We start from the raw sequence: 24,958 nt of genomic DNA on the forward strand, positions 1-24,958 counted from the left end.
GCGGGCCTCCGAGTCGCCACCGCACGCATTCGGCGGACCTGCGTCCTTCGCTCCTCCTAGAATTGTCTTCATGAGCCAGCGGGGTGCCCGGACTGCGCGCGGACTGACCGCCGCTGCTGTCGCCACCCTGCTCGCCGGACTCTCGCACTCGATCGGCGGAGGCGCCGGCGCCCAGGTTCCGTTCGGCGTCGGCACTGTCGTCGCCTTCGCCTTCGCCGCCATGGTGTGCGTGGCCTTGGCCGGCCGCACCCTCTCGCTCGCGCGGCTGGCGGCATCCGTGATCCTCAGCCAGCTCGCGTTCCACGGCCTGTTCGCCGTGAGCGGCAGCTCGCTTCGGGTCACCACGAACCCGGCCGCGCACCACGACACCGCCGCACACCTGATGCAGCAGCTCGGCGCTGGAGGAATCGCGGCAGGTCAGATGGGCGGCCACTCCGCCCACGACGGCACGGCCATGATCCTGGCGCACATCCTCGCGGCCGTCGTCACCATCGCCGCCCTGCACCGTGGCGAGCGTGCTGCACGTGCCGTCGTCAGTGCAGCCGCCCGCCTGGTCTCCGTGCTGGTCGCCGGTGCTCCGCGCCTGGTTCCGGTCATCGAGATCCGACTGCGGGCCCGCGCCGTCGTCCTCCTCCCGCACGACCTCCTGGTCGTGCTCTCGTCGATGCGGCATCGAGGGCCGCCCCGTTCGATCACGCTCGCCTTCGCGTAGCGCTGCTCTTTCGAACCATTCCCCCCTCGGCACCGAACAACTCTCCAGACGCCACCGTGCGTCCATGGTGCCCATCGACACAAGGACGACCAACGATCATGAAGACCACCACCCGCACGGCCGCTCTCGCAGCCTCGGCTCTCGGCGCCGGCCTCCTCTTCGCCCTCGCTTCCCCTCTCGCCGCCAGCGCCCACGTCGGCGTCACGCCTGACAGCACGGCCGCAGGCTCCTACACCGTGCTCACCTTCGCCGTGCCGCACGGCTGCGACGGATCTGCGACCACGTCGATCGCCATCGACATCCCCGAGTCCATCCCCTCTGTCACCCCGACCGTCAACCAGGGCTGGACCGTCGAGAAGGGCACCATCACCCTCGACCCGCCTGTGACCGACGCCCACGGCAACGAGCTCACCGAGCGGGTCGGTCAGGTCGTCTACACGGCCAAGACCCCCCTGGCCGACGGCTACCGCGACACCTTCGCCCTCTCGCTGCAGCTCCCCGAGGATGCCGCCGGCGACACCTTGGAGTTCCCCGTCACGCAGACCTGCGAGGTCGGTTCGACCCTGTGGAACGAGAAGACCGTCGACGGCGAGGCCGAGCCGGAGCATCCGGCACCCGCCATCACGGTCACCGAGGCCACGGGCGACGGGCACGGTCACACCGACTCGGATGACGCCGCCGCGACGAGTGACGACCACGACGAGGCCTCGTCGACGACGGATGCCGCGGAGGTCGACGTGCTCGCCCGGGTGCTCGGCGTTCTCGGGCTCGTCGTCGGAGCCGTCGGCGTCGTCATCGCCGTCGTGTCCCGTCGCCGCACTCCGGCAGGGAAGTAGTGCCCATGTCCTCCGGACTCCGTCGCCGGCTCGGCCTCGTCGGTGCGGGGGTCGCGGTTCTCGCGGCCTCCGTGCTCGGCGTGGCCGGGCCGGCCTCGGCGCACAACTACCCCGTCAGCTCCACTCCGGCCGAGAACAGCACCGTCACCGAGCAGCCGGGCACGGTCTCGCTCACGACCAACGACAACCTGCTCTCCTTCGGCAACGGCTCAGCGATCGAGGTGTCGGGTCCGGCCTCCGACCCGCGGTTCTACGGCGACGGATGCTCCCGGATCGTCGACGCCACCATCGAGACCGACGCGCAGCTCGGGCAACCGGGCACATACACGGTGACCTGGCAGGTCGTCTCGACCGACGGGCATCCGGTGTCGGGGGAGTACGAATTCGAGTGGGCCCCGGCCGACGGCACCGAGCTGGCCGGGGGCAGCGCCACCGCGCCGACCTGCGCGACCGCCGAGGCCGAGGCTCCGGCAGCAGCGGGCGACGGTGAAGACGATTCGACGACGGATGCCGCAGCCACCTCGTCCTCCTCGCTCGCCGACCTCCTCTGGATCGCCGGCGCCCTCGCAGTAGTCGTGCTCGCCGTCGTCGTCACGCTCCTGGTGCTCCGCCGCCGCAACCCCGACGCCCCGTCGGACGCGGAGGCCTACGAGTCGACGGCCCCGAAGGAACCCCGCTGATCGAGTAGTGCCCGACGAAGTCGGACCCACTCGCTCGCTGAGGGCCGAGCGGAGCGACCGCCCGAAGCGCATCCTGAGCGCTTCGGCCGCGGACTCCGTCCGGGCCTCAGCGAGCGGCCACCCATCCCCATCCCGACCCGTGTCAGCCGCCACCGTCAGCCCCGCCGCATAGAATCGCCGGGTGAGTTGGAACGCCGAACGGAACCAGATCCCCGACCCCGACGAGGGCTTCGACGGGTTCCCGTTCGACGACGCTCCGCCTCCCCTCGACGACTGGGCGCCGCCTGAAGACGGCTGGCTTCCCCCGACCGAAGCCGAGCTCGCCCAGACCGCGTCGTTCGCCCGCCCCACGGCATCCGGCAGCACCACGACCCTCGTCGCCCGCGCCGCCCCACCCCGTTTCGCGACGGCCGCCGAGGCCCTGCACACGGTGTTCGGCTACGAGTCGTTCCGTGGCGAACAGGGCGAGATCATCGGCCAGGTCGCGGCCGGCGGCGACGCCATCGTGCTCATGCCGACGGGTGGCGGCAAGAGCCTCTGCTACCAGATCCCCGCGCTGCTGCGCGAGGGCACCGGCATCGTCATCTCGCCGCTCATCGCCCTGATGCATGACCAGGTCGACGCCCTCCTCGCCGTCGGCGTCCGGGCCGCCTACCTCAACTCCACGCAGGATGCGGGGGAGCGCGCCCGCGTCGAGCGCGCCTACGTCGAGGGCGAGCTCGACCTGCTCTACATCGCTCCCGAGCGCCTCAACAGCGAGGCGTCGAAGCGCTTCCTCGAGCGTGGAACCATCGCACTGTTCGCCATCGACGAGGCGCATTGCGTGTCGCAGTGGGGCCACGACTTCCGGCCCGACTACCTCTCGCTCGGCGACCTCGCCGAGCGTTGGCCCGATGTGCCGCGCATCGCGCTGACCGCAACGGCCACCGAGGCCACGCACCGCGAGATCGCCGACCGCCTGCACCTCGAGAGCGCTCGACACTTCGTCTCCAGCTTCGATCGACCCAACATCCAGTACCGCATCGTGTCGAAGAACGAGCCGCGCAAGCAGCTGCTCGACTTCATCCGCACCGAGCACCCGAACGACGCAGGCATCGTCTACGCCCTCTCGCGGGCGACGACGGAGAAGACGGCGGAGTTCCTCCGTGCCAACGGACTGAACGCCCTCGCCTACCACGCCGGTCTCGATGCCGGCCTGCGCATGCGCACCCAGTCGCGCTTCCTCCGAGAGGACGGCGTGATCGTCGTCGCCACCATCGCCTTCGGCATGGGCATCGACAAGCCCGACGTGCGCTTCGTCGCCCACATCGACCTGCCCAAGTCCGTTGAGGGGTACTACCAGGAGACGGGTCGTGCCGGCCGCGACGGGGAACCGTCGACGGCCTGGCTCGCCTACGGATTGCAGGACGTCGTGCAGCAGCGCCGCATGATCGACCAGTCGCCGGGTGACATCGCGCACAGGCGCCGCCAGTCTGCGCACCTCGACGCCATGCTCGCCCTGTGCGAGACCGTCGAGTGCCGACGCGTCAACCTGCTCAGCTACTTCGGTCAGCCGAGCACCGCCTGCGGCAACTGCGACACCTGCCTCAACCCGCCCGTCTCGTGGGACGGCACGGTGCCCGCCCAGAAGATGCTCTCGACCATCGTTCGGCTGAAGCGCGAGCGCAACCAGTCCTTCGGCGCCGGGCAGATCGTCGACATCCTCCGCGGCAAGACCACGCCGCGCACCGAGCAGTGGGGTCACGAGCGTCTCGCCACCTGGGGCATCGGAGCCGACCTCAGCGACCAGCAGTGGCGCGGAGTGGCCCGCCAGCTCCTCGCGCAAGGCCTGCTGGCCGCCGTCGGCGAGTACGGAACACTGTCGCTGACGGATGCCTCGACCGAAGTGCTCTCCGGAGCCCGCACCGTCGCACTGCGCAACGAGCCCGAGCGTTCCACCAGTCGGTCATCCGGTCGCTCGGCGAAGTCGTCGGCGGCACTCGCCGATCTCAGTCAGGCCGACATCGAACTGTTCGAGGCGCTGCGCGCCTGGCGTGCTGCTCAGGCCAAGGAGCAGGGCGTTCCCGCCTACATCGTGTTCGGTGACGCCACGCTCCGTGCCGTCGCGCAGGCCCGGCCGCAGTCGATCGGCGACCTCGACGGCATCTCCGGCATCGGCGAGAAGAAGCTCGAGGCCTACGGCGACGGTCTCGTCGCCGTCGTGACCACTCACGCCGGCTGAGGCCGTTCGAGGTCGAGGCGCCTCAGCATGTGATGATGTAGCCGCGACGATGACCGAGGAATCCGGTGTCGGAATCCTCGCAAGGTCGGAACGGCACTGATCTGCCGTTCACCTCGATCCGATCTGCGGTCCTCAGCTGGCATCTGCGGAATGGCAACCGCTCGAGAACGTCAGCCGTCGCGCAGTACGCCGACTGAGGCCGATCGACACCGTCGGGCGCCTCGGTCTGGGATCCAGCCGACGTCGACGACGTGCTTCCGACCAAGCCGAGCAATGCTGCCGCGAAGGGAATCGCGAGCAGCGAGTTGGGTGTGAACATTTCGGGCCCCTCTTCCGGCGATCTTGTCGTTGATCGCTTGAGCCAACGGTAGGAATCCCGACAGCCTGTGCACATGACCCGGACCAACCATCTTGAGGCGGCTGACGAATAGTCAATCCGGACCATCGACCGCGCGTCCGCGTCGGGCTATCGTGGGCGCCATGCGGGAATGGTCCGCGCCATCACCTCCTCCACGATGGTCGACATCCGATCAGCCACCTTTCGTCGCCAGACGTGAGGAGTTCGCGGCGCTCGAGACGGCGTGGGCGGATGCCGTGGCCGGCGCCGGGCGCGCCGTGTTCATCAGCGGTGAACCTGGAGCCGGCAAGTCGCGGCTCGTCGGCGAGGTGTGCACGCACCTGCATGCCGACGGTGCTGCCGTGCTCTTCGGCTCTTGCATTCAGGAGCTGGGCGCTCCTCTGGACCCGTTCGACGAGCCCATCCGCGAACTGCTCCCGGTCTTCCGCGGTGGCGACTCGCCTCTGGCGGATTCGGTGACGCTGTTGGACGGAGTCATCGGCCGGTCGACTGACGGAGGGACCGCTCCCCTCATAGGCCAGGATCGTCTGTACGACGCAGTCATCGACGTCGTACAGGCCGCCGCCGAGATGCATCCGCTCGTGCTCGTGCTCGATGACCTTCACTGGGCGGATCCCACGGCCATCGGGCTGCTCACGCGACTCGTCGAGCGCAGTGCGGCTGCACCGATACTGATTCTCGGCACGCTGCGAGATGTTCCTCCCGATCGCTCCGATCCGTTGACGGATGCGCTGGCGCGCCTGCGCCACCTCGACGGTGTCGCACGGCTCGAGCTCGAACCGTTCACCACCGATGAGATCGTCGACTACGTAGGTCGTCGAAACGGTTTGTCTGGGCCGCACGCGCGGGCATCGGCCGAGGTGATCAGACAGTTGACCGGCGGCAACGCATTCCTGGTACGCGAGACCTGGCGCCGAGTCGTCGAAGCCGAACATCAAGGTGGCATGCGCGTCATCACCATGCCCGACACCACCCGCGAGATCCTCCGGCCACGCTTCGCCACCCTCGAGCCGCGACATCTGGCCGTGCTCGAGGTTGCGGCCGTTCTCGGCCTGGAGTTCGACCTCGCGGAGATCCTCGCAATCAGCGAGGTGCCCGAGGAGGTCACGCTCGCCGCCATCGACGCCGCCGCGATGGTCGGGCTACTCGAGGTTCCACGCGCCCCGGAAGAGCCCCACCGGTTCCCTCACACGATCGCACGCCAGGCCGTCGTCGATCAGGTTTCCGGGGCGAGGCTGCTCGGCCTTCATGCCCGCATCGCCCAGACGCTCGAGGCGGACTTTCCGACGGCGCAGCTGCTCGTGCAACGGCTGGCCCACCACTTCGCGGCTGCTCGAGCACTCGGGTTCGGCGATCGCGCCGTCACCTACCTCACGAAGTCTGCCGAGATCGCGAGCCGCCTCATCGCCCACGAGGATGCGGCCCGCCTCTTCGAGCGGGCCGCCGAGATTGCAGGAGACCCCGATGAGCGTGATCTACTCACTCTGCGAGCGGCGCGCAGCTGGGTGGCGACGGCGGACTTCGCCCGCGCGCGAGAGCTGTGCGAGCTGGTGATCGAGCGCGGGGGCGCTCGCATCAGCTTGGAGGCTGCCATCGGGCACGAGGACGCGTCGTGGCGGCCAGGTCTCCAGGGACATCGGTCGGTGGAGCTGCTGAGATCGGCGCTCGAGAGTGTTCCGAATGATGAAGGCGACCCGCTCTACGTCTTGGGATTGAGCTCGCTCGCCCGTGCTATGGCCTTCACCGGATCGACCGATGACGCCGAAAGGCTGGGTGATCGGGCGATCAACCTCGCGCGACGCCTCGACGACCAGAAATTGTTAGCCCTCACCCTGCGCACGAGTCTGGCGCCGAACAGGCCTCGTGCCGCCGCGGACCGCCTGGCTCGGTCGGCCGAGCTCGTCGCCCGGGCGCGTCCTCTGCACGACGACCTCTACATCGGCTCACTGTATCTGCGCAGCGGCGCATGTTACGTGGCCGGCGACAGGATCGGAATGGACGAGGCGGAGCGCGGTCTCATCGAGGAGTCGCGCCAGTTGGGCGCCTACTGGAGGTACTGGGTCGAGTCCGCTCGGTTGGGTCGGGTCTTCATCGAAGGCCGTCTCGGTGACGCCGAGGTGTCATGCCGACGCATCCGCGACGCCGAGGCGGTCTTCAAGTCGGACTCGACGTCGGGAGCGAACGCCCTGCAGAGCTATATGGTGCGGCGGGAGAGCGGGCGCCTGGATTCAATCAGGCATCTCGTGACTGGCGAGGAATCGCCCACCTCGCGCTGGGCGCCTGGGCTGCTCGCCCTGTATACAGAGCTCGAGATGGCGGAGCCCGCCCGTCGCGTACTGGGATGGCTGCTCGATCACGACGATGCTCTCGCACACGCCAGCAGCAACTGGCCAGCGCGCCTCGTCTTCATGGTCGAAGCGGCGCTCTGGCTTCGCGATGCCGACATCGCCACAGCCCTGCGGCCCTGGATGGAGGAGTACTCCAGGCTGAACCTGATGTCAGGCTACTTCGTCGCGGTGTTCGGCGCCGCAGACCGATACCTCGGCGAGATCGACTCCCTGTGCGCCACTGATGGAGCCCTCGAGCTCCTCGAGGCAGCCCTGGTGCTCGATGAGAACACCGGTGCCGACCTTCACGTGGCCCAGACTCTCGCGGCCATGGCGGTCCACCTCCGTGGTCAGCCGTCGGCATCCCGCCGCGCCGAGCAGCTGGCCGATCGCGCTCGCGGGCTCGCCGAGCCGGCAGGCATGGAACGGGTGCTCCGATCCCTGAACCGCGAGTTCTCCCCGGATGCCGGCATCCCCTCGGGCGGCATGTCACCACGCGAGCTGGAGGTGATCCGGCTGATCGCCGAGGGTCGGAGCAACCGTGAGATCGCCGGCCACCTGGTCATCAGCGAGCACACCGCAGCCAATCACGTGCGCAGCATCCTCACGAAGATCGGCGCGACGAACAGGACGCAGGCGGCCATGTACGCCCACGACAGGGGCCTACTGCGACAGGAGGGGCAGTGAACATCTCAATTCAAGGGAACGAGATCACCGCTCGGCATGATCCGGCCGTCCACCTCCGTGACGACGTCAGCCGGCACGCCGGCCCGCTCGGCGGCGGTCAGGATCGCCTCGATGGATGGGGCCTCGTAGAGGCAGTAGCTCCGCCGCCTGTCGACGGACAGGAACGAATACAGCCAGCGCACATCCTCCTCATCATTGATGAGGTTGATGTCGGGCGCGGCCTCTACTGGAACCGCCACGTCTTCGACATAGTTGCGTTCGATGATGAAGTACGGCATCGCCGCCCCCTGACATGTAGTCCTACGAGGGTACTCCCGCGGATCCCAGACCGCGCCGGGGACACCGAAATGAGGAGGGAATGATGGACGAATCGACTGCGACCACAACGGCACCGATCGAACTGGACGCGACGTTCCAAGGGCTGCAGTTCCGGCCGGGCGACGATGGATATGACGAGGAACGTGCGCTCTACAACGGAATGATCGACAAGCGACCCGCGCTGATCGCGCGGTGCTCTGGCGTCGCCGACGTGGTCGACGCGGTCTCCCACGCGCGAGATCATGAGCTCCCGCTCGCGGTCAGGTGCGGCGGCCACAGCGTCGCCGGAAACGGCAGCTGTGAGGGTGGCATCCTGATCGACCTTTCCGGCATGAAAGGGGTGCATGTCGACCCGGAAGCCCGACGTGCGCGAGCGAACGCCGGCGTGCTGTGGGGCGAGTTCGATCGGGAGACCCAACTCTTCGGTCTCGCGACCCCGGGCGGCAGGATGACGACAACCGGTGTCGGCGGCTTCACGCTCGGCGGAGGCTATGGCTGGCTCTCGGCGAAGCATGGCCTCGCGTGCGACAACCTCATCTCGGCCCAGGTCGTCGTGGCGGACGGTCGTGTCGTCACGGCGAGCAGCGAGGAGAACGCCGACCTGCTCTGGGGTCTCCGCGGCGGTGGCGGCAACTTCGGCGTGGTCACGTCGTACGAGTTTCAGCTGCATGAGCTCGGCCCGATCGTGATGGCGGGTCTGGTGATGCATCCGATCGAGAACGCCCGCGCTGTCGTGCGCGCCTGGAGGGATTGGGCGGAGGGGACGCCAGAAGAGGTGGGCACCGTCGCCGCCATCCTGGTTGCGCCCCGTGAGCCGTTCATACCACCGGAGTTCCAAGGTCAGGTCGTTCTCGCGATCTTGGCCATGTATGCGGGCCTACTGGAGGAGGGCGAAGAGATACTGCGTCCACTCAAGGAGCGGATTGGAGCGCCGGTCGTCGACCTGATCGGTCCCATGCCATACACGGCATTCCAGACCATCGTCGATCCGTTCTCCCCGAAGGGCTGGCTCAATTACCACCGCGGCGAGCAGCTTTCCGCGCTGCCGGATGAAGCCGTCGATGCCCTCGTGGAGTACGGAGAGCGCATCACAAGCCCGATGAGCCAGTCCGTCATCCTTCGCCACGGGGGAGCCATCAGCCGCATCCCGGAGGACGCCACGGCAGCCAGTCACCGCGATGCGCCCTACATGTGGCATCCGATCGCCGCGTGGACCGACGCAGCCGACACAGGTCACTGGATCCGCTGGGTGGATGATGCCTCTGCCGCGATGGCGCCGTTCACCACCGGAGGTCTCTACCTGAATTTCGAGTCGGACCAGCGGGACGCCCACGTGAGGGCTGGTTTCAGCCCGGAGAAGTATGCCCGACTCGTGGCGCTCAAAAACAAGTACGACCCGGGCAACCTGTTCCACATCAACCAGAACATCGTCCCGACGGCACCGTCGGCGGCGTCCGTTGCCTGAGTGGGTCGCGCGAAATTCGCAGCCGGATCGACCCTCCTCAGCGACCTCTCACGCCTCCGGCAGCATCTTCCGCCAGAACACCGCTGACTCCTCATAGCCGAGCGCAGCATAGAAGTCGCCCGCCCGCCGGCTGGCGAGCGCCAGGTACGGCGCCCCCACGACATCGCGCGCCCACGTCTCGGCCGAGGCCATCAGCGCCGATCCGACGCCCGAGCGCCTCATCGTGACCTTCACCTCCTCGACCCAGGCCACGGGCCCGTTCGCCAGGAATGTGCGATGTGCATCCGCGAGCAGGTACCCCACCAGTCGCCCCTCGGCCTCCGCAACGATCAACAGCGCATCCGGATCCTCGAGCAGCAGAGGGAACGTCCTCCGGTAGGCGTCCTCCTGCGGCCGGAACGTCGTCGCGAAGTCCCGCGCCATCGGCCACACGGCGTCGGCATCGGCGATGGTCGCGGCTCGAATCGTGAACTCTGGCGATTCCATCCCCACAAACTACTGCGCTCCTCCAGTCGACTTGTCAGTTGTGGCGGTCCCGGATGCCTCAGAGGCCACCACAACTGACAAATCGATCGGTCCACCTGTCTCTCAGAGCGAGTACTGTATGTGATACAGTACTCGACGTGATGAAGACAACTGATGCCGCATCGAGGCCGGTAGGTGAGCCCGGACCCTCCTCTGGCGCCTTCGCCGCCGACCTCCTGCGCGGCCACACCGACACGATCGTGCTCGGTCTCCTGCGTCGCAGCGACAGCTACGGATTCGAGATCTTCAAGGCGATCCGCGACGCGACCGGCGGGGAGCACGAGATCAAGGAGGCGACCCTGTACGCCACCTACCGCCGGCTCGAGAAGGACGGCCTGGTCGAGTCCTACTGGGGCGACGAGACCCAGGGTGGTCGCCGCAAGTACTACCGCATCACCGACGCCGGCCGGGCGATCTTCCGCGGCAACGTCGCGGCCTGGGTCGCCACCCGCCGCGTCATCGACTCGCTTCTCGACGTGAAGGACACGAAGAATGACTGACAGCACGCCTCGCCGCTCGGGCGGCGACCTCCACAGACTGCTCGACGAGGCCTTCGCCGGCGTCGACATGACTCCAGACGCCCAGGACCTCAAAGAGGAGGTGCGCGCCAACCTCATCGCCCGCGTCGCCGACCTCGAGGCGTCCGGAAGCAGCACCACGGATGCCGCCCGCCAGGCGATCGACGAACTCGGAGACGTGCGGGAGCTCGCCGCCGACGCTGTCGGCGCACCCAGTGCACCGGGAACATCGCCGGCGGCATCCGCCACAGGAGCGCCGGCCTCCCCGCCGGACCCGGCCACACCTGCCGGCGGACGAGGTGTCTCGCCCTGGAACCAGAACGCCGCCTACCTCTCTGCCCGGGTACGCCCGAAGCCGGCGTTCGTCGTGCGCATCGTCTCGGCATCCCTCGTCGCTCTCGCGGCGTTGACCGTCGCCGGTCTTGCGGCCGCTGGCGTGCTCGTGCTGCCGCTGGGCGTCACGATCCTGATGATCGGCATCGGAGCAGCCGCCGTCGGATGGATCGTCGGCGACTCGCTGGTGCAGGAGACGACCACGAATCACCCCATGCCCCAGCGTCGAGGCGTCGGTTACGCGATCGCCACCTTCCTCACTGTCGCCGGCCTGGGCTTCGGTGCCCTCATGGCTCTCGGTGCCGTCCAGCTCTGGGGCATCGCCATCGCGGCCGTCGGCCTGGTCGCCGGCATCGTGCTGTTCTCCTTCCTCGGCGCGACGCAGACCAATCGCCACAAGGCCTGGCTGCGTCAGGCGCAGCGCGAGATGAGCGTGGGCAACCGCTTCGAGGAGGAGCCGGAGTCCGCAGCCCGCTTCGGCATCTACACGGCCGTCATCTGGATCGTCGCCTTCGCCGCCTTCATCGTGCTCAGCCTCACGGTCGGCTGGCTGTGGTCGTGGCTCGCCCTCCTCGGCGGCTTCGTCGTCATGATGCTCGTGCTCGCCCAGATGCTGTTCGGTTCCCGGAAGGGCTGACGGTGTCGGTGCTGGAGCGGCCCATGGCCTGACACAGGAACGGCGGTCCGGATGCTGGAACATCCGAACCGCCTCGCAACAGAGTCGAACGGCGTAAGCCGACATGAACAGCTCAGTGCGCGCTGCCAGAATACCGGCGCGCCCTGAACCGACTCGAGAACCCACATCGAGAACGAAGGAGCGCAGCATGGCTGCAGCAACACCTGGGTCGGCACTGGAAGCCGTCGACCTCGTGAAGACCTATTCCCAGGGGCGCGGCAAGCCCGCCCTCCGAGCCCTCGACGGGCTCACCTTCCGAGCGGAGGCCGGCACTGTATTCGGCCTCCTCGGCCCGAACGGCGCAGGCAAGTCGACGACGGTCAAGATCCTCTCGACGCTCTCGCACCCCGACTCCGGTGACGCCTTCGTCGCCGGCATCGACGTGCGGCGGCATCCGGAGCAGGTGCGACGGGCCATCGGCTTCGTAGCCCAGAAGCAGGTGTCCGACCCCATGGACACCGGCATCGAGAACCTGGTGCTCGCCGGACAGCTGCAGGGCATGAGCACGAAGGCGGCGCGCACCCGCGCCGACGAACTGCTCGACCGCTTCACCCTCACGACTGCAGCCAGGCGGCAGGTGAAGACCTACTCCGGCGGCATGGCCCGCAAGCTCGACGTGGCCATCGGTCTCATGCACAGTCCCGAGGTGCTGTTCCTCGACGAGCCCACCACGGGTCTCGACCCCGAGGCACGCGCCGAGATGTGGGCCGAGATCGAACGGATGTCGCGCAGCGAGCGCATGACGGTGTTGCTCACGACCCACTACCTCGAGGAGGCCGACCGCCTGGCCGATCGCCTCGCCATCGTCGATCACGGCCGTATCGTGACCGAGGGCACGCCGGAGCAGCTGAAGAGCGGGCTCCGCGGAGACGCCGTCGTGATCGAGCTGCGCGACCCCGATGCGCTGACGAACGCGCTCGCCGCCATCGCCCGCGTCCCCGAACTGCGCGAGGTGACGGTCGAGGCCGGTCGCATCGTGCGGGCCCGTGCCGACGAGGGCGGGGCAGCCCTCCCGCTCGCACTCGCAGCGCTCGATGCCGAGGGCCTTCGGGTCGCATCGGCCACCGTCGCCAGGCCCAGCCTCGACGACGTCTACCTCGCCCACACCGGGCACTCCTTCGCCGCCGCCCAGGACAGCTTCGCGCGTCGAGCGACGGATGCCGCGACCAACCTCGAGAGGGCAGCATCATGAGCACCCTGACCGCCCCCGCGCAGCCGACCCGGCCCGCCAGCTACGCCCGCCCTGCCGGTGCCGGCTTCTTCGCCCACACCGGCTACCTGACGCTCCGCCACCTGCGCGCGGCGGTGCGCATCCCCGCCTTCGTCGTCATGAACGTCGTGCAGCCGCTCATCTGGCTTCTCCTGTTCGGACAGCTCTTCAAGTCCGTCGTCGAGATCCCGGGCTTCGCTGGAGGCTCGAGCTACCTGGAGTTCCTCACGCCCGGCATCGTCATGATGATGGCGCTGTTCGGCAGCGCCTGGGCGGGTACCAGCTACATCGAGGACATGGACCGCGGCGTGATGGACCGCCTGCTCACCTCGCCGACCAACCGCGGTGCCCTCATGACGGCCACGCTCGTCTACCAGGCGATCCTCACCGTGGTGCAGACGCTCATCGTGCTGGGCGTCGCCTGGTTGTGCGGTGCGCGCTTCGATGGCGGGCTCGGTGGCGTCCTGATCATGATGCTGGCAGCCATGCTGCTCACGGCGTCGTTCTCGGCGCTGTCGAATGCGGCGGCACTGCTCGCCCGCAACCAGACCGTGCTCATCGGCCTCTCGCAGCTCATCACCATCCCGCTGATGTTCCTGAGCTCCGCCCTGATGGACACCAGCCTGTCAGCGGACTGGGTCGCGGATGCCGCAGCCTGGAATCCGTTCGAATGGGCCGTCGTCGCCGGCCGCGAGGCGCTGCAGGCGAACCCGGACTGGGCGAGCGTGTGGAGCAACCTCGGCATGCTGGCCGCGTTCACAGTGGTGCTCACCTGGATCGCCACCCGGGCCTTCCGGGCGTACCAGCGGAGCGCGTAGCTCGATCCTTGCGGTAGGCCATGGATATGCTCTGACCATGGCCTACCGCAGACCCCCAGTGGTGACCGTCGCCGGTGCCCTCACCTGGCTCGCCGGCGTCATCGACATCCTCATCGGCATCGTGCTGCTCGCCCAGTCCGGGGTCAGTGTCGTGGTGCTCGAGTTCGGGGGAGCGGCCCAGCTGTTCACGTCGGCCATCGTCGCCCTGCTCTTCGGCGCGATCCTGTTCTTCGCCGGCGGCGGTCTGCTGAGCGCCAAGAACACTGCGCGCATCGTCGCGACGGGTGCCCACGGGATCTCGATCCTCGCCGCACTGGTGCCAGCCCTGCTGCTCCCATCGGCGTTCTTCGGGTCGTGGCTCGGCATCGTCGCGTCGGTCATCGTGATCGTCCTGCTCTTCACCGGGCCGGCGAACGCCTACTTCCGTGAGGAGCACTGACGCCACTAGCCTGAAAGTCACCACGACATGAGGAGCCCCATGAGCTTGACGGTCAGCCGCCCAGGAGGAGTCACCTTCATAGCCGTTCTGGCGTGGATCCAGGGAGTCTTCGACATCATCGTCGGCATCCTCCTGCTGTTCAACCAGGGCGACGCGGCCATCATCCTCGATTTCGGGGGCAGCGCGGCGCTCGTCACGTCTGCCGTCGTCTACATCCTCGTGGGCATCATCATCATCGTCATCGCCCGGGGGCTCCTGCGCGGCAGCAACGGGGCACGGGTGGTCGTCACGGCGTTCGAGGTCGTCACCCTCATCGGCGCGCTCTTCGTCACGATCGCCGCGCCCTCCCAGTTCATCGGCGCCCTGGTCACGGCGTTCATCGCCCTGGTCATCATCCTGCTTCTCTGGACGGGCCGGGCCGCGGCGTTCTTCCGGGGCTGACCCCTCGGGAACCTCCCGCTCGGGGGTCGCCCCCTTGTGGTCTTTCTCCCAGCCCGGGAGCTGTCTTTGTCGGATGCCGCCAACACGGTGCGCCAGCATCCGTTCGCCGTTTGTGGCCCAGCCACGCAGGGTTTCGCCTGCTCCGATCGCGCTCGTACCGTGGGGACACACCCCTACTGCGAGATGTGAGGACCACGATGGTTGACACTGCCGTTCGCCCGACCGACCACGAGAACGTCGACGAGATCATCCGTCCGACTGTCGACACGGATCCCATCACGGTGCCCGGCCAGCCGGGTGCACCGCGCATCGACGTCGAGAAGCTCGGCAGGCAGCTGCTCGGCACGTGGGCCGACGTGCGCCTCGCGTCGCGTGAGCTCACTGCTCGCCCCGAGATGCAGCGCATCGACGGTCAGTCGATGGAGGAGCACCGCGAGAGGGTCATGGGGCAGCTGAAGCTGCTCGTCGAGCATGGCGGCGTGCACCGGGCGTTTCCGAGTGCGGTCGGAGGCATGGACGACCACGGCGGCAACATCGCCGGCTTCGAGGAGCTGGTCACGGCCGACCCGAGCCTGCAGATCAAGTCGGGAGTGCAGTGGGGACTGTTCTCGGCCGCGATCCTCCACCTCGGCACGGAGTACCACCACCTCACCTTCCTGCCCGACACCATGACGTTGAAGGTGCCGGGCGCCTTCGCCATGACCGAGACCGGCCACGGATCCGACGTCGCCTCCATCGGAACCACGGCGACCTACGACGAGAAGAAGCAGCAGTTCGTCATCAACACCCCGTTCCGCGGGGCGTGGAAGGATTACCTCGGCAACGCCGCGAAGCACGGCACCGCAGCCGTCGTCTTCGCCCAGCTCATCACGAAGGGCGTCAACCACGGCGTGCACGCGTTCTACGTGCCCATCCGGAACTCCAAGGGCGGTTTCCTGAAGGGCATCGGCGGCGAGGATGACGGCCTCAAGGGCGGCCTGAACGGCATCGACAACGGACGCCTGCATTTCGCCAACGTGCGAGTGCCGCGCACCAACCTGCTCAACCGCTACGGCGACGTCGCGGAGGACGGCACCTACACGAGCACCATCGCCAGCCCTGGCCGCCGTTTCTTCACCATGCTCGGCACCCTCGTGCAGGGCCGCGTCTCGCTCGACGGCGCCGCAACCCAGGCCTCGGCGATGGCCCTGAAGATCGCCGTCACCTACGCCACCCAGCGCCGCCAGTTCAACGCTGCCAGCGATACCGACGAGGAGGTGCTGCTCGACTACCAGCGCCACCAGCGTCGCCTCATCCCGCGCATCGCCACGACATACGCGCAGACCTTCGCGCACGACGAGTTCCTGGTGAAGTTCGACTCGGTCTTCTCCGGCAAGGCCGACACCGACGACGACCGTCAGGACCTCGAGACCCTCGCCGCGGCTCTCAAGCCGCTGTCGACCTGGGCAGCCCTCGACACCATCCAGGAGGCCCGAGAGGCCTGTGGCGGCTCGGGCTTCCTCGCCGAGAACCGCTTCGTCGGGCTACGCGCCGACCTCGACGTCTACGTCACCTTCGAGGGCGACAACAACGTGCTGCTGCAGCTCGTCGCCAAGCGCCTGCTCACCGACTACTCGAGGAAGTTCGCTTCAGCGGATGCCGGAGCCCTCGCACGGTACGTCGTCGAGCAGGGCGTCGACAGGGCCTATCACGGCACCGGGCTCCGCCGTCTGGCCCAGACCGTCGTCGACTTCGGATCGACAGCACGCTCGGTGTCCGAGCTCCGCAACCCCGTGACCCAGCGCGAGCTGCTCACAGACCGCGTCGAGACGATGATCGCCGGGATCGGCGGACGCCTTCGCGACAGCCGCAAGCTCAGCAAGCAGGCTGCAGCCGACCTGTTCAACTCGCAGCAGAACGAGCTCATCGAGGCGGCACGCGCCCACGGCGAGCTGCTTCAGTGGGAGGCGTTCACGCGTGCTCTCGAGAAGACGACGGATGCAGGCACCAAGGAGGTTCTCACCTGGCTGCGCGACCTCTTCGGCCTCGGCCTGGTCGAGAAGCACCTGGCGTGGTACCTCATCAACGGGCGTCTCTCGGCCAAGCGCGCCCAGGCCGTCACCGCCTACGTCGACCGCCTCATCTCGCGGCTGCGCCCGCACGCCCTCGACCTCGTCGACGCCTTCGGCTACAAGCCGGAGCACCTGCGCGCGTCGATCGCGAGCGGTGCAGAACAGGTGCGCCAGGACGAGGCCCGCGCCTACTACGCAGACCTGCGTGCCTCGGGCAACGCCCCGATCGACGAGAAGGCCCTCAAGGCCAAGAAGCGCTAGGGCCCCAGCGACCGGGAAGCGAGCCCTACTTCACCGGCGGCTTGATGAACGAACCGAACGCCAGCCCCACGGCGGCACCCGCTGCGAGCCAGAGCCAGAACCCGCTGATCAGGCTGATCACGAGACCCACGATCAGCCCGACAATCACGCCGATAATCACCTGGGAGCGTCGCGAAGCGCGCTCGGGCTCGGGGGCTGGTCGTTGTGCGGGTCTCTGGGCCATGGATCCAGCGTAGCCAGCGAACGCGGTGCCGGGCGCCGACCTCAGCCCAGCAGTCCGAGTGCCTTCACGGCCTCGCGTTCCTCGATGAGCTCGGCCACCGAGGCGTCGATCCGCTCGCGCGCGAAGGCACCCAGCTCGAGGCCCTGCACGATGCGCCACTGCCCGTCGATCGACTGCACCGGGAAGGACGACACGAGGCCGTCCGGCACGCCATAGGAACCGTCGGACGGCAGGGCTGCCGAGGTCCACCCGTGCGTCGTCCCGCTGACCCAGTCGCGAACGTGATCGATGGTGGCGCTGGCGGCCGAGGCGACGGATGACGAACCGCGCACCTCGATGATCTCGGCTCCGCGCCTGGCCACCCGCGGGATGAACACGTCGCGGATCCACTCGCGAGCGGCATCCGCCCCCAGCTGCTCCTCGAGCAGCTCGACGACCGGACGCCCTCCTGCCGTCGCGTGGGCGATGTCGGGGAACTGCGTCGCCGAGTGGTTGCCCCAGATGCTCACGTCGCGCAGCTGGGAGACCGGCGCGTGGAGCGCCTCGGAGAGCTGCCCCAGCGCCCTGTTGTGATCGAGCCTCGTGAGAGCGGTGAAGCGCTCGCGGGGTACGTCGGGCGCGTGGGCGCTCGCGATGAAGGCGTTGGTGTTCGCCGGGTTGCCGACCACGACGATGCGGATGTCGTCAGCGGCCCCGGCGTTGATCGCAGCACCCTGCGGGGCGAAGATGGCGCCGTTCGCCGCGAGCAGGTCGCCGCGCTCCATGCCGGGGCCGCGGGGCCGCGAGCCCACGAGGAGCCCGACATTGGCGCCGTCGAAAGCGCCGGCCGCGTCATCCGTCACGTCGACGGACTGGAGCAGGGGGAATGCGGAGTCCTGCAGCTCGAGCGCGGCGCCCTCGGCGGAGCGCAGCCCCTGCGGAATCTCGAGCAGCCGCAGCCGAACCGCGGTGTCTGGGCCGAGCAGTTGGCCCGATGCTATGCGGAACAGCAGGGCGTAGCCGATCTGTCCGCCGGCGCCGGTGATGGTCACTGTCGCGAGTGAGTTCGCCATGCTCCGACCCTACGCGCGCCCGCCGTCTTCGCCTATCGTTGCCTGATGCGCGACTTCTACCCCGAGATCGAACCGTACGACTCCGGCATGCTCGACGTCGGCGACGGCCAGCAGATGTACTGGGAGACCTCGGGCAACCCGGAGGGCAAGCCCGTTGTGTTCCTGCACGGCGGCCCAGGCGGCGGCACCAGCCCGACCCACCGCAGGCTGTTCGACCCCGAGAGGTACCGCATCGTGCTGCTCGACCAGCGCGGCTGCGGCAGGAGCACCCCGCACGCGAGTGCGCCGGAGGCCGACCTCGGCACCAACACCACCTGGCACCTCGTCGCCGACATCGAGAGGCTGCGCGAGCACCTCGGCATCGACCGCTGGCAGGTGCTCGGTGGATCGTGGGGCAGCTCCCTCGCCCTCGCCTACGCCGAGACGCATCCGGAGCGCGTGACGGAGATCATCCTGCGGGGCATCTTCACCCTCCGTCGCATCGAGCTCGACTGGTTCTACGAGGGCGGGGCTGCCGCTCTGTTCCCCGACCTGTGGGAGGGATTCATCGCTCCTGTGCCGGAGGCCGAGCGAAGCCACCTCATCGCCGCCTACAGCCGGCTGCTCAACGACCCGGACCCGGCGGTGCACCGCCCGGCGGCCATCGCCTGGTCGCGCTGGGAGTCCTCCACCATCACGCTCCTCCCTCAGGAGGAGACCATCGCTCGGTTCACCGAACCCGACTACGCGGTCGCATTCGCACGCATCGAGAACCACTACTTCAGAAACGGCGGCTGGTGGGAGGAGGGGCAGCTCATCCGCGACTCCGTGAAGCTGCACGACATCCCCGCCGTCATCGTTCAAGGGCGCTACGACATCTGCACCCCGCCGATGACGGCGTGGGACCTGCACAAGGCGTGGCCGCAGGCCGACTTCAGGATGATCCCGGATGCCGGTCACGCGTTCGACGAACCCGGCATCCGCGATGCCCTGATCGAGGCGACGGACCGCTTCGCCAGCTGAACTGACCGGTTCGTGCGTGTAAACGTCAGGTGACGTTTCCTCGCCTGCCCCTCGGATCGCCTTAGCCTGCAGGGATGAGCGCGAATGAGGACACCCGAACAGGGGCGATGCCGGCTGCATCCGTCGTCCTCGCACCCGTCGTGCGCGAGCGCTGGATCGACACGGCCAAGGGCATCGCCATCGTGCTCGTCGTGCTGTACCACGCGACGATGTACCTCGGTCTCGCCGGCGTCGACGTGCCCGGTGCACGCGCGAACCCGATGCTCGAGACGTTCCGGATGCCCCTGTTCTTCTTCATGTCGGGAGTGCTCGGGGCGCGGGCGGTCGCCCTCGGCTACAGGGCGTTGTTCCACCGGCGCCTGGCCCTGCTCGCGTACCTCTATGCCCTATGGGTCGCGCTCCAGCAGGTCTTCCTGGCCCTGCTTCCTCCCACCTCGCTCGAGTCGGAGCCGAGCCCCCTGTGGAGCTTCGTCACCCTCGCCGTCATCCCGAATGAGAACCTCTGGTTCCTGTATGCGCTGCCCCTGTTCTTCACGATCGCCTGGCTCATGCGCTCGTGGCCGGCCCTCGTGCCGCTGGCTCTCGCCGCCGTGGTGTCGGTGCTGTTCAGCTCGGGCATCCTCGAGACAGACACGGCGTGGGACAAGATGGGCCGCTACCTGTTCTTCTTCCTGCTCGCGCTGCGCATCGGCGGCACCGTGCGCCGCCTGGCGCCGAGCATCCGCTGGTGGCATGCCGCGGCGCTCGCCGTCGCCTACCTCGGTCTCACCGGTGTCACCTTCGCCACCGGCATCCGGGGCGTTCCGCTCGTGCTCTTCTGCCTGAGCCTCCTCGCTGTGGCCGTCGGCATCGCTCTGGCCGTCATCATGAGCCGGATGCCGTTCTTCGACGTCGTACGCCACCTCGGCACCCGCACTCTGCCGATCTACGTCGTGCACGCCTTCCCGCTTCTCGCCGTCGGCGCACTGCTCGTCGCGACGGGCATCAGCATCCCGACCCCAGTCGCCGTCGTCCTGCCCGTCGTGCTCTGTGCCCTGGCCATAGCGATCGCCCTCGGTGTCCACAGGCTGCTGCGCGACGTTCCCGGCGTGTTCACGCTGCCCGTTCGCCGAACCCACCGCCCGGAGTAGATCGTCCGGTCGCCCTGCCTGCCTGAAACCGGCCGTCGTTGTCAACCGGTCGGCGCGAAGCGGCGTGGGCCGCTACGTTTGCGGCATGACGTTCGACGACAACGCCAAGATCGGCGGCGGCAAGGTATCCAAGCGCGGCCGCAACGTGGGCATCGGTGTGGGTGGAGGCATCGGCGTGGTCGCCATCGTCCTCATCGGTCAGCTCCTCGGGGTCGACCTCTCCGGCCTCGTGGGAGCCGGCGGTGGCGGCGGGCCCGTCGACTCGTCCAGCGACGAGGTCATCACCAACTGCGAGACCGGGGCCGATGCCAATGCGGGTATCGAGTGCCGACTCGAGGGCGCTGCCGAGTCGCTCGACGCCTACTGGGCAGAGGAGGCGCCGGCGCTGGGCGTGACGTATGCCACGACGAACGTCAAGCTGTTCTCCGAGGGTGTCCAGACCGGATGCGGCAACGCCACGAGCGCCGTCGGACCGTTCTACTGCCCGCCCGACCAGCTCATCTATCTCGACACGACCTTCTACGACGAGCTTCGCAGCCGGTTCGGCGCATCGGGCGGACCGCTCTCGGAGATGTACGTGATCGCCCACGAGTGGGGTCACCACATCCAGAACCTGACGGGTGCGATCACGGCGTCGCAGGACGGCACCACGGGGGCGGCATCCGGCAGTGTTCGGGTCGAACTGCAGGCCGACTGCTACGCCGGAGCGTGGGCTGCAGCGGCGTCAGAGCAACCAACGGCCGCGTCCGACGTGCCGCTGCTCGAGCCGGTCACGCCAGCCCAGATCGCGGATGCACTGAACGCAGCAGCCTCCATCGGCGACGACCGCATCCAACAGCAGTCCGGGGGAGATGTGAACCCCGAGGCGTGGACGCACGGCTCGAGCGAGCAGCGCCAGAAGTGGTTCCAGGCCGGCTACGACGGCGGAGCTGCGGCCTGCGACACCTTCACCGTCAGCGACTCGAAGCTCTGACTCCGACTGAGCTCTCATGGTCGATTCACACGGATCGCGGAGGAGCGGTGCGTAGCGTCGAGGTGTGGACACGATCCCCGATGACAAGCCCAGGCTGACCGCTCTCACACGGCCGCTCCTCACCCCTCGAACCAGCGAGCTGTTCCAGCAGCTCGATCTCGACACCCTCGCCGAGATGAAGGCGCTGCGTGACGAGTTCGGTCGGTTCCTGCAGCGCTACAAGTTCGGCATGGACGAGATCGTCACGAAGCTCTCGATCCTGCGCGAGGAGTTCAGCGAGCACGAGGGTCACAACCCGATCGAGCACATCTCCTGCCGGCTCAAGTCGACCGACGGTGTTCTCGAGAAGCTCGACCGCAAGGGCATCGAGCCCTCGTTCGACGCCATCCGCTCCTCCATCACAGACATCGCGGGCGTGCGCGTCACCTGTAGCTTCGTCTCCGACGTCTACCGCATCGTCGACATGATCACGGCGCAACAGGATGTTCGCGTGCTGAGCATCAAGGACTACATCGCCCATCCGAAGCCCAACGGATACCGCAGCCTGCACGTCATCCTCGAGGTGCCGGTCTTCCTCTCCGACGGCCCCGTTCCCGTCACGGTCGAGGTGCAGTTCCGCACGATCGCCATGGACTTCTGGGCGAGCCTCGAGCACAAGACCTATTACAAGTACGACAAGCAGGTCCCGCAGCACCTCGTCGACGGCCTGACCGAGGCTGCCGAGACCGCCGCCAGGCTCGACGAGACGATGGAGCGCCTGCACCGGGAGGTGCACGGCCACCCGGCCCCGCGAATCACCCAGGTCCTCGAGGCCTGACGTCACCGACGGAATCGTCCATTCTCGCCAGATGTGCGTGGTGCGACGGGCGACAGGTCGGCGCGACGCTGCCGGGGCCGGCCCGGAAAAGCCCGGTGGGCACCTTGTCGGCGAGGGCATCGGTGCCTATCCTGAGGGAATCGCCCGAACGCCGGGCGGCCCTTGCCCGAGAGGCCCACCCGTGACCCGGCTGCACGCTGCTGACGCGACCCGCCGGTAGGGGAGCGCATGTCCGATCCGCTCGCCCCCACCGCCAAGCCGCGCATGATCTGGATGGACTCGCTGCGCGGCGGCGCCATCCTGCTCGTGATCCTCTGGCATTCCTCGGGCATCCTGGTGCGCTTCGGCTACGGACACGCCCCCGACTGGCTCATCGGCTTCAACGAGTTCTTCGCACCGTACCGGATGCCGACCCTCATGTTCCTCTCGGGCATGCTTCTCCCCGCCTCCCTCCGGAAGCCGCTCCCCACGTACTTCTCAGGCAAATTGCGCCTCATCGCCTGGCCGTTCGTGGTGTGGACGGTGCTGTGGATCCTGCTTTTCCCGTCGCCGAACACTCTGCTCTCGTTCAACCTGTGGACGACGTCGTACCTCTGGTACCTGCTCTACATCCTGGTGTTCTACGCGATCGCCCCGCTGGTCCGCTGGGTCCCGGGATGGATCCTCGTGCTGCTCCCGTGGGTCGCGACCGGCTTCACCGATGACATGAACCGCCGTCGATTCTTCTTCCTGATGGGATTCTTCTTCCTCGGAAAACTCGTCGCCGAGAACCGGGCCGTGCTCGACCGGGTCCTGGCCAGTCGTTGGATCTGGGCCTCGGTGCCGATCGCCGTCGGCTTCGGGGTGGCCTCCGCGGTCTACGGGCCCTGGCGCTACTACGGCCTGCTCGCGATCTTCTCGGTCGTCGGAGTGCTGTGCGGGGTGAAGATCGCCCAGCTCACCACGACGCGGCGAGGAACGGCGGCCATCCGCTTCGTCGGACGCAACTCGCTGATCTACTACGTCACGCACTTCCCCGTCATCACAGCGATCGTCATGCTGGGATCGACGCTCGGCGTGCCCAACGGCGCGATGATCGTCGTCGGTGGCATCGGCGCCCTCCTCGTCGGCACGCTCGCGGTCTGGCTCTCCAAACACAGCTGGCTGCGGTTGCTGTTCGCCTTCCCCGAGCTGCGGTTCCGGCGAAGTACGCAGACCAAGACGATCACCGCTGATCCGCCTCCGACCCTCAGCACGCCATGATCTCCGCCGAGGTCCTCCCGTGAGCGACTCGACCGCGAGTGCGCCGGCGACTGCCACGGCATCCGGCAGGCTGGCCTGGATCGACACGGCGAAGGGCATCGCGATCACCCTCGTCGTCCTGTTCCACAGCACCCTCTACCTCGGGCTCGCCGGGGCGGTCGGCCCCCTGACGGTCCTCAATCCGCTGCTCGACACCTTCCGGATGCCGCTGTTCTTCTTCATGTCGGGGGTGCTCGGTGCTCGAGCCGTCGCACTGCCCTACCGCGGGCTGTTCCAGCGTCGGCTCGTCCTGCTGCTCTGGCTCTACGTCGTCTGGGTGATCGCCCAGCAGCTGTACATGCAGGCCATGCCCCCCATCTCCCCCGGGGCAGCGCCCGACTCGTGGTGGCACCTCATCGACTTCCTCGTGATTCCGAACCCGAATCTCTGGTTCATCTACGCCCTGCCGATCTTCTTCACGGTGGCCTGGCTCACACGGCGGCTGCCGCCGGTCATCCCGCTGGCCGTGGCTGCGCTCGTCGCCGTGGGCTTCGGGACGGGGTTCCTGCACACCGGAACGGCGTGGGACAAGATGGGCCGGTACTTCGTGTTCTTCCTGCTCGCGCTTCTGATCGGGGACTGGGTGCGCTCGGTCGCGCCGAGGGCGACCTGGTGGCACGCACTCGCAGTAACGGCGGTCTACGCAGTGACGGTGGCCGCAGCGGTCAAGTTCCAGCTCCTGCACGTGCCGTTCGTGCTTCTCGGCCTCGGCATCCTCGCGGTCGTCGTCGGCATCGCCGTGTCCGTCGTTCTGGCGCGCTGGCGAGGCTTCGGCATCCTGGCCAGACTCGGGTCCCGGACGCTGCCGATCTACCTGGTGCACACCTTTCCGATGATCGCGGTCGCCGCGGTCATCGTCGCGACCGGCGTGGTGATCCCGTCCGTCGTCGCAGCCGTCGTGCCGATCCTGCTGTGCGCGGCATCGATCGCGATCGCTCTCGCGGTGTACACCCCGCTGCGTGACGTGCCCGGCATCTTCACCGTCCCGGTCGCCTCCTGGGCGACTTCGTCGACCACGCCCGCGCGGCGACAGCCGGACGCCGTGCGCTGACGACGGTCGTCGCTAGTCCGCAGCGATCGCGGACTGCCGGCCCTGATCGAGCAGGTCGAGCGCGCGGCGCAACGCCGTGCTCGACGTGTGCACCGTGTACGGGAAGTACACCACCTCGACGCCGACGTCGCCGAACTCCCGCTCGAGGCGGCTGCCCTTCTCTGTACCGCGCCAGTCATCCCCCTTGAAGAACACGGTGAAGCCGACGTCCTTCCATGTGTCGAGCTTGTCGGGGACCACCTCGGCGTGCACTTCATCCACGTAGGAGATGTGGCGCACGATCTCGAGTCGTTCCGCCAGCGGGACGATGGGGGCCGCGCCCTTGGTCAGCTCGAGCATCTCGTCCGAGACGACACCGGCGATCAGGTAGTCGCAAGCGCTCTTGGCATGCTTGAGCAGGTTCAGGTGCCCGACATGGAAGAGATCGAAGGCTCCGGCGGCATAGCCGATTCGGGCGGGGGCAGGCGGCCGTGCAGGGGCGTCCATTGATACCTCGGGTTCTCTCTGGGCGGGAGCGGACTGCTCGCGACGATCGGGTGTGAGAGTTGCTCAC

At 68.0% G+C, this 24,958-nt stretch carries 24 protein-coding genes; 19 read left to right on the top strand and 5 right to left on the bottom strand.

The features are described from left to right. Positions 1-70 precede the first annotated feature (70 nt). The 5 genes from AADV74_RS15510 (at position 71) to AADV74_RS15530 (ending at position 7,821) form a co-directional block, all read left to right on the top strand. Positions 71-712, top strand: a complete 642-nt coding sequence (locus AADV74_RS15510) for a hypothetical protein (RefSeq protein ID WP_342115746.1) — start codon at positions 71-73, stop codon at positions 710-712. Between the two features lie 98 nt (positions 713-810). Further along, positions 811-1,548, top strand: coding sequence for a YcnI family copper-binding membrane protein (locus AADV74_RS15515; RefSeq protein WP_342115748.1), 738 nt, complete (start codon positions 811-813; stop codon positions 1,546-1,548). A gap of 5 nt (positions 1,549-1,553) precedes the next feature. Next, positions 1,554-2,228, top strand: coding sequence for a copper resistance CopC family protein (locus tag AADV74_RS15520; protein WP_342115750.1), 675 nt, complete (start codon positions 1,554-1,556; stop codon positions 2,226-2,228). A gap of 181 nt (positions 2,229-2,409) precedes the next feature. Beyond that, complete coding sequence (gene recQ / locus AADV74_RS15525; RefSeq protein ID WP_342115753.1) at positions 2,410-4,449, top strand: DNA helicase RecQ; 2,040 nt, start codon at positions 2,410-2,412, stop codon at positions 4,447-4,449. Between the two features lie 480 nt (positions 4,450-4,929). Further along, positions 4,930-7,821, top strand: a complete 2,892-nt coding sequence (locus AADV74_RS15530) for a helix-turn-helix transcriptional regulator (protein ID WP_342115756.1) — start codon at positions 4,930-4,932, stop codon at positions 7,819-7,821. Between the two features lie 5 nt (positions 7,822-7,826). On the opposite strand, the gene AADV74_RS15535 is transcribed toward AADV74_RS15530, so the two are convergent. After that, a complete protein-coding gene (locus AADV74_RS15535) occupies positions 7,827-8,099 on the bottom strand; it encodes a DUF4242 domain-containing protein (RefSeq protein ID WP_342115758.1) in 273 nt (90 codons plus the stop codon). A gap of 83 nt (positions 8,100-8,182) precedes the next feature. Between AADV74_RS15535 and AADV74_RS15540 the strand changes: the two genes are divergently transcribed. Next, positions 8,183-9,604 carry an FAD-binding oxidoreductase gene (locus AADV74_RS15540; RefSeq protein ID WP_342115760.1) on the top strand — a complete coding sequence of 474 codons (1,422 nt, stop codon included), beginning with the start codon at positions 8,183-8,185 and terminating at the stop codon, positions 9,602-9,604. Positions 9,605-9,652: 48 nt separating this feature from the next. On the opposite strand, the gene AADV74_RS15545 is transcribed toward AADV74_RS15540, so the two are convergent. Then, positions 9,653-10,090: a GNAT family N-acetyltransferase gene (locus AADV74_RS15545; RefSeq protein ID WP_342115763.1), complete on the bottom strand. Its 438-nt coding sequence runs from the start codon at positions 10,088-10,090 to the stop codon at positions 9,653-9,655. Between the two features lie 140 nt (positions 10,091-10,230). Here AADV74_RS15545 and AADV74_RS15550 point away from each other — a divergent pair, with 140 nt between their 5' ends. The 7 genes from AADV74_RS15550 (at position 10,231) to AADV74_RS15580 (ending at position 16,876) form a co-directional block, all read left to right on the top strand. Then, the gene (locus AADV74_RS15550; RefSeq protein WP_342116388.1) at positions 10,231-10,629 is read left to right on the top strand and encodes a PadR family transcriptional regulator; all 399 of its coding nucleotides are present in this window, start codon (positions 10,231-10,233) and stop codon (positions 10,627-10,629) included. Beyond that, positions 10,622-11,617: a permease prefix domain 1-containing protein gene (locus tag AADV74_RS15555; RefSeq protein WP_342115766.1), complete on the top strand. Its 996-nt coding sequence runs from the start codon at positions 10,622-10,624 to the stop codon at positions 11,615-11,617. Before AADV74_RS15550 ends, AADV74_RS15555 begins: the two co-directional genes overlap by 8 nt. Before the next feature lie 187 nt (positions 11,618-11,804). Beyond that, the gene (locus AADV74_RS15560; protein ID WP_342115768.1) at positions 11,805-12,848 is read left to right on the top strand and encodes an ATP-binding cassette domain-containing protein; all 1,044 of its coding nucleotides are present in this window, start codon (positions 11,805-11,807) and stop codon (positions 12,846-12,848) included. Continuing rightward, positions 12,845-13,684 (top strand): ABC transporter permease, encoded by an 840-nt coding sequence (locus AADV74_RS15565; RefSeq protein WP_342115770.1) that lies wholly within the window; start codon positions 12,845-12,847, stop codon positions 13,682-13,684. The genes AADV74_RS15560 and AADV74_RS15565 overlap by 4 nt, the downstream gene beginning before the upstream one ends. A 37-nt stretch (positions 13,685-13,721) precedes the next feature. Beyond that, positions 13,722-14,123 (top strand): DUF7144 family membrane protein, encoded by a 402-nt coding sequence (locus tag AADV74_RS15570; RefSeq protein ID WP_342115772.1) that lies wholly within the window; start codon positions 13,722-13,724, stop codon positions 14,121-14,123. Positions 14,124-14,162: 39 nt separating this feature from the next. Further along, entirely contained in the window at positions 14,163-14,564 is a 402-nt protein-coding gene (locus AADV74_RS15575) for a DUF7144 family membrane protein (RefSeq protein ID WP_342115774.1), read from the top strand. Between the two features lie 197 nt (positions 14,565-14,761). Beyond that, a complete protein-coding gene (locus tag AADV74_RS15580; protein ID WP_342115776.1) occupies positions 14,762-16,876 on the top strand; it encodes an acyl-CoA dehydrogenase family protein in 2,115 nt (704 codons plus the stop codon). A gap of 25 nt (positions 16,877-16,901) precedes the next feature. Here AADV74_RS15580 and AADV74_RS15585 read toward each other — a convergent pair whose 3' ends face one another. Both AADV74_RS15585 and AADV74_RS15590 read right to left on the bottom strand, forming a co-directional pair. Continuing rightward, positions 16,902-17,099 carry a hypothetical protein gene (locus AADV74_RS15585; RefSeq protein WP_055821738.1) on the bottom strand — a complete coding sequence of 66 codons (198 nt, stop codon included), beginning with the start codon at positions 17,097-17,099 and terminating at the stop codon, positions 16,902-16,904. Positions 17,100-17,140: 41 nt separating this feature from the next. After that, positions 17,141-18,151, bottom strand: a complete 1,011-nt coding sequence (locus tag AADV74_RS15590) for a malate dehydrogenase (RefSeq protein WP_342115781.1) — start codon at positions 18,149-18,151, stop codon at positions 17,141-17,143. A gap of 45 nt (positions 18,152-18,196) precedes the next feature. On the opposite strand from AADV74_RS15590, the gene pip reads away from it, so the two are divergent. From pip to AADV74_RS15620, 6 genes are all read left to right on the top strand, one after another. Beyond that, entirely contained in the window at positions 18,197-19,153 is a 957-nt protein-coding gene (pip, locus tag AADV74_RS15595; RefSeq protein ID WP_342115783.1) for a prolyl aminopeptidase, read from the top strand. 74 nt (positions 19,154-19,227) lie between these two features. Then, positions 19,228-20,283: an acyltransferase family protein gene (locus AADV74_RS15600; RefSeq protein ID WP_342115785.1), complete on the top strand. Its 1,056-nt coding sequence runs from the start codon at positions 19,228-19,230 to the stop codon at positions 20,281-20,283. An 85-nt stretch (positions 20,284-20,368) separates the two neighbouring features. Continuing rightward, positions 20,369-21,256, top strand: a complete 888-nt coding sequence (ypfJ, locus tag AADV74_RS15605) for a KPN_02809 family neutral zinc metallopeptidase (protein ID WP_342115789.1) — start codon at positions 20,369-20,371, stop codon at positions 21,254-21,256. 175 nt (positions 21,257-21,431) lie between these two features. Then, positions 21,432-22,073, top strand: a complete 642-nt coding sequence (locus AADV74_RS15610) for a GTP pyrophosphokinase (RefSeq protein WP_342116391.1) — start codon at positions 21,432-21,434, stop codon at positions 22,071-22,073. A gap of 228 nt (positions 22,074-22,301) precedes the next feature. Continuing rightward, positions 22,302-23,315 carry an acyltransferase family protein gene (locus AADV74_RS15615; protein ID WP_342115791.1) on the top strand — a complete coding sequence of 338 codons (1,014 nt, stop codon included), beginning with the start codon at positions 22,302-22,304 and terminating at the stop codon, positions 23,313-23,315. A gap of 19 nt (positions 23,316-23,334) precedes the next feature. Continuing rightward, a complete protein-coding gene (locus AADV74_RS15620) occupies positions 23,335-24,405 on the top strand; it encodes an acyltransferase family protein (protein WP_342115793.1) in 1,071 nt (356 codons plus the stop codon). Positions 24,406-24,417: 12 nt separating this feature from the next. Here the strand turns inward: AADV74_RS15620 and AADV74_RS15625 are convergent, their stop codons facing one another. Further along, complete coding sequence (locus tag AADV74_RS15625; protein WP_342115796.1) at positions 24,418-24,891, bottom strand: FAD synthase family protein; 474 nt, start codon at positions 24,889-24,891, stop codon at positions 24,418-24,420. Positions 24,892-24,958 lie beyond the last annotated feature (67 nt).

Origin of the sequence: Leifsonia stereocauli, assembly GCF_038432415.1 — a bacterium.
GTDB lineage: Bacteria > Actinomycetota > Actinomycetes > Actinomycetales > Microbacteriaceae > Orlajensenia > Orlajensenia stereocauli.

Coding starts and splice junctions, on each gene's coding strand:
- AADV74_RS15515 (WP_342115748.1), top strand. CDS start 811: ATGAAGACCACCACCCGCACGGCCGCTCTCGCAGCCTCGGCTCTCGGC.
- AADV74_RS15610 (WP_342116391.1), top strand. CDS start 21,432: ATGAAGGCGCTGCGTGACGAGTTCGGTCGGTTCCTGCAGCGCTACAAG.
- AADV74_RS15560 (WP_342115768.1), top strand. CDS start 11,805: ATGGCTGCAGCAACACCTGGGTCGGCACTGGAAGCCGTCGACCTCGTG.
- AADV74_RS15555 (WP_342115766.1), top strand. CDS start 10,622: ATGACTGACAGCACGCCTCGCCGCTCGGGCGGCGACCTCCACAGACTG.
- AADV74_RS15535 (WP_342115758.1), bottom strand. CDS start 8,099: ATGCCGTACTTCATCATCGAACGCAACTATGTCGAAGACGTGGCGGTT.
- AADV74_RS15565 (WP_342115770.1), top strand. CDS start 12,845: ATGAGCACCCTGACCGCCCCCGCGCAGCCGACCCGGCCCGCCAGCTAC.
- AADV74_RS15600 (WP_342115785.1), top strand. CDS start 19,228: ATGAGCGCGAATGAGGACACCCGAACAGGGGCGATGCCGGCTGCATCC.
- AADV74_RS15590 (WP_342115781.1), bottom strand. CDS start 18,151: ATGGCGAACTCACTCGCGACAGTGACCATCACCGGCGCCGGCGGACAG.
- ypfJ (WP_342115789.1), top strand. CDS start 20,369: ATGACGTTCGACGACAACGCCAAGATCGGCGGCGGCAAGGTATCCAAG.
- AADV74_RS15540 (WP_342115760.1), top strand. CDS start 8,183: ATGGACGAATCGACTGCGACCACAACGGCACCGATCGAACTGGACGCG.
- AADV74_RS15580 (WP_342115776.1), top strand. CDS start 14,762: ATGGTTGACACTGCCGTTCGCCCGACCGACCACGAGAACGTCGACGAG.
- AADV74_RS15570 (WP_342115772.1), top strand. CDS start 13,722: ATGGCCTACCGCAGACCCCCAGTGGTGACCGTCGCCGGTGCCCTCACC.
- pip (WP_342115783.1), top strand. CDS start 18,197: ATGCGCGACTTCTACCCCGAGATCGAACCGTACGACTCCGGCATGCTC.
- AADV74_RS15615 (WP_342115791.1), top strand. CDS start 22,302: ATGTCCGATCCGCTCGCCCCCACCGCCAAGCCGCGCATGATCTGGATG.
- AADV74_RS15545 (WP_342115763.1), bottom strand. CDS start 10,090: ATGGAATCGCCAGAGTTCACGATTCGAGCCGCGACCATCGCCGATGCC.
- AADV74_RS15510 (WP_342115746.1), top strand. CDS start 71: ATGAGCCAGCGGGGTGCCCGGACTGCGCGCGGACTGACCGCCGCTGCT.
- AADV74_RS15530 (WP_342115756.1), top strand. CDS start 4,930: ATGCGGGAATGGTCCGCGCCATCACCTCCTCCACGATGGTCGACATCC.
- AADV74_RS15585 (WP_055821738.1), bottom strand. CDS start 17,099: ATGGCCCAGAGACCCGCACAACGACCAGCCCCCGAGCCCGAGCGCGCT.
- AADV74_RS15550 (WP_342116388.1), top strand. CDS start 10,231: ATGAAGACAACTGATGCCGCATCGAGGCCGGTAGGTGAGCCCGGACCC.
- AADV74_RS15575 (WP_342115774.1), top strand. CDS start 14,163: ATGAGCTTGACGGTCAGCCGCCCAGGAGGAGTCACCTTCATAGCCGTT.
- AADV74_RS15625 (WP_342115796.1), bottom strand. CDS start 24,891: ATGGACGCCCCTGCACGGCCGCCTGCCCCCGCCCGAATCGGCTATGCC.
- AADV74_RS15520 (WP_342115750.1), top strand. CDS start 1,554: ATGTCCTCCGGACTCCGTCGCCGGCTCGGCCTCGTCGGTGCGGGGGTC.